Source organism: Aquidulcibacter sp. (genome assembly GCF_049239865.1).
GTDB lineage: Bacteria > Pseudomonadota > Alphaproteobacteria > Caulobacterales > Aquidulcibacteraceae > Aquidulcibacter.
This window is the reverse complement of sequence record NZ_JBMLTR010000074.1, coordinates 1-3,854: the sequence shown is the minus strand read 5'-3', so window position 1 is coordinate 3,854 and position 3,854 is coordinate 1. Positions and strand designations below refer to the sequence as shown.

2 protein-coding genes are annotated in these 3,854 nt (G+C 51.7%); one reads left to right on the top strand and one right to left on the bottom strand.

Annotation, left to right across the window (positions count from 1 at the left end; translation table 11 throughout):
• The coding region (locus ACOVRA_RS04875; RefSeq protein WP_421719321.1) for an acyl-CoA dehydrogenase family protein at nt 1–1,647 on the bottom strand (1,647 nt) is incomplete at its 3' end.
• 479 nt (nt 1,648–2,126) lie between these two features.
• On the opposite strand from ACOVRA_RS04875, the gene ACOVRA_RS04870 reads away from it, so the two are divergent.
• The coding region (locus ACOVRA_RS04870; RefSeq protein WP_421719320.1) for a serine hydrolase at nt 2,127–3,854 on the top strand (1,728 nt) is incomplete at its 3' end.

Here is a 3,854-nt window from a genome sequence, read left to right as displayed (position 1 = left end):
TAAAATCAATTGGATGAAGCAGAGTGACGCCGCTCGTTTGGCAGGGGCGGCACCGCCTATTTTCCCTCGCAAAGCTTTTATCTGCCTAAGCCATAACCAAGCAACAATCGTGTCGCCAACAAAGATAGAAAATGGACTTGCCCAAGCACGTGCATCGACTTCGCGGCCAGTTACCAGCTTAGCCGTACACTCTTGAATATTACTCACACATGTCACCAAGGCTTCGAAAAGCGCTACCTCGTGCTGACCCTGGATTGAGCTAAGGTCGGAAACGATTTCTTGCAGAAATTGCAGTAGGGTGGCTCCGCCATCGCTTCGTACGCCTCTGAGGACGAAGTCTATCGCTAAAATACCACTCGTGCCTTCATGAATCGTGTTGAGGCGCTGGTCCCGGAATAGTCTTTCTACTGGATGATCACGCACATACCCGGCTCCTCCCATAACCTGGATCGCTAGCGAGTTTGCCTCAAGGCCGCGTTCTGAGCACCAATGTTTCACAAGTGGGGTTAAGAGACCAAGTCGGATCCTAGCCCGCGACGCCTCACTTATATCCGGGTGACTAAATGCGTCATCTACCATTCGGGCCCCGTAAAGACACAGACAAAGACCGCCTTCGCAAATGGCCCGCTGTAAAAGCAGCATTCGCTGGACGTCGGCGTGGCCGATAATGGCCACAGGCAATCCTGTTTCGCGGTCGCGCCCTTGAAACCGCGTCTGTGCATACTCTGTTGCATGCCGGAACCCTGCATACGCTGTCGCTGCAGCTGTCACCCCGACACCGATTCGGGCTTCATTCATCATGTGGAACATATATGAGAGGCCTAAATGGGGTTTGCCGATCAGATACCCAATTGAAGGACCCTTTGCACCAAATTCCAACGCACAATTTGATGTGCCACGATGGCCAAGCTTGTGATTAAGGCCGATTGTGGCAACTCCATTTGATTCCCCGTCAAGGTTCATCTTTGGCACAATAAGGAGTGAGAGACCTGAAGCGTTTGTTGCACCCCCGTCAATCCGCGCCAACACAAGATGGATTATGTTGGCTGTGAAATCTTGGTCTCCCCCAGAGATCCACATTTTGGTCCCGGTGACATCGTAGGAACCATCATCGCGCAATACGGCCCGGGTCCGAATCTCGCCGAGCGCCGATCCTGCTTGAGGCTCACTTAGGCACATGGTCCCGGTCCAGATTCCATCGCGCATTGGATTTATAAATGTTGACTTCTGCCATGTATCGCCAAACGCTTGAATGACTCTGGCTGCAGCGGTGGTGAGGAATCCATATCCTGCTGCAGGGTTACATGCCGCTCCAAATATTGCCATAAGTGCCGTTGATATGCACGATGGTAATTGAAGCCCCCCATTTTCGAGGGTCAAACCAGCGCCTAGTAATCCAGCATCGGCATAAGCATGAAACGCCTGAGCCACATCATCGTGGACCAACACTCTGCCTTCAACGAATAACGGCTCTTCTGCGTCGATTCTAGCAGCGATCGGGGAAAACTTACGCTCAGCTAAGTCATCCGCGGCGGACAGAATGTTCGCTAAGTCAAGCCTGTCTAAGTGACCAAAAGTCGGCCAGGTTAACACGGCCTCAGCCCCCAGCACATCACCTAAAAGGAATCGCAATTCTTGTAGCAGCAAACGAGCACCTAATGTTTACATATTATAAGTTATGTGTCGACATATTAACAGAATGGTTTGACACAAAGCAAGTTATTTCTTGCAACTAAAGCTAAAAATTCGTGGTTGGCGGGTTTGCCTTCGACATTGTACGATTTTGTAGGTGCCCCATTCGACAGGTCGTGCAATGCCAATTGTCCTGAAAGCTTCTTGATCTTGAGAAAAATGCGTTGTTATATGATACTTAAAAGTATCTATTTATCAGGAAGTGAAAGTCGAGAGAGAACTGCTGTCTTACGCAGGCCAGGAGGGACTAAATGCTAATGTTATCCTTACACTTTTCGCGTCGGCTTCTACTCGCAGCTACCCTCGTCGGTGTCGCCGTATTGGGAGCATGTGGTGGAGGCGGAGGCAGTCCACAGGCCCCTACGGACGGTCCTCAGCCTTCGATTTCAAGCTTTAGCGCTTCGCCAAATTCCATCAGCTCGGGACAAAGTGCCGTGCTGACATGGAGCGTCAAAGATGCAACCAATGTGTCCATAGATAATGGTATCGGCACTGTGCTCACGCAAACAAGTTTGACAGTAAATCCATTAATAACAACAACTTATACTTTGACAGCAAGCAATGCGCGCGGGTCGGTCCTGGCAGCAACAACCTTGACGGTCTCGCCGAGCCCGCCTCCTTATCCGGTTGGTCTGACAGATGACTTTCTCCTCGTAAATGGCGTTCGGCGAGACTACAGGGTCCATGTACCTGCCTCGCTTGGAGGGGCAACTCCGAAGGCAATCGTATTGGTGCTGCACGGCGGCGGAGGCGCGGGGCTCTCTGTTGCAAATACCGGGGCTCATCCACTGGCGGTTTTTAGAACTGTTGCTGATCGTGAAGGTTTTGTTGTCGTGTATCCTGGGGGACTCCCCCAGCTTGATGGTGGTGCGGGTTGGAATGACTGTCGAAACGACAACAGCCTTGCAGCTCCAACGGACGATATCGCATTCCTAGACGCCCTAATTGACAGAATACGATCTCAATACAAACTTCCCGGTGAAAAGGTGTTTATGGCGGGCGGGTCCAACGGTGCGCAAATGACCTTTTCCTATGCCTTGGCGCGAAGCGAGCGTGTCGCTGCAATTGCCACTTCGAATGGAAACCTGCCTGTTGATCCGAAACCAGGGGCATGCCGAAACCTTCCTGCTCGTCCCATTCCCGTCTTAATGGCCCACGGTACAGCCGATCCGGCGATGCCTTATGGTGGCGGATGTGTTGCAAATGTTGGGTCGGGTTGTGCACGTGGTCGTGTCATCAGTGCAGAGGCAACACGCAATTTCTGGCTTGAAGCAAATGGCTTGGCCAACAAGGTTCCATCGCAAACCATCTTTGAAGTCGATTCAGGTGATGGAGGACCCGCCAACCGATTTCAGTATCTGGGTGTCCCTGCCGTTGAATGGTGGCGCATGGATGGTGGGGGGCATCCGGTCTCGAGTCAAGCTGTCTTAATCCCGACCAACCCTACAAGTGGTATCCAGAACAGGGATGTTGAATTTGCCGAGATAGCATGGTCCTTCTTCAATAAAGCTCTTGCTTCTGGTACTGTGCCGACGAGTACAGCAATCGCAGCAGCGCGGGATTATAGCTCCAGTGTTGGCGGGCAAACGTTCCTCATTATGCATAACGGAAAGATACTAGATGAGGCTTATGCCAATGGCGGCGCGCCTGAACGTGCGCAACTCTTGGCAAGCGCCACCAAAGGCTTCACAGGGATGGTGGGTGCTATTGCAGCCTCTGATGGTCTTTTTAACCTAGATGAGCCCGTGGCAAGTCGAGCAATTACAGAATGGAAGAGCGACCCGGTTCGGTCTAGAATCACTTTTCGGCATCTGCTGACCATGGCAAGTGGTCTTCAAGAGTTCAATGATTTACCTGGCTGGAGTAGCTATCTCAATGCCCAAGCGATTAATAACCCCGGCAACGTCTTTATCTACAGCGGGGATCCGAATATTCTTGGGCTTGCCATGCAGCGTTTGCTTCCAGCAGAAAAAGTAGAGGATTACTTCAGTAGGAAATTATTCAGTCCGCTTGGAATGACCTCCGTGCGCTGGGCCAGCAATTTCTCAGATGGCAATCCCCAGTTATCGGGTGGCGCATATGCTACCGCACGAGATTGGGCAAAGTTTGGCGAGTTCGTCCGGCTGACAACTAGCCGCGAATGGAATGGGAGCCCACTTTTG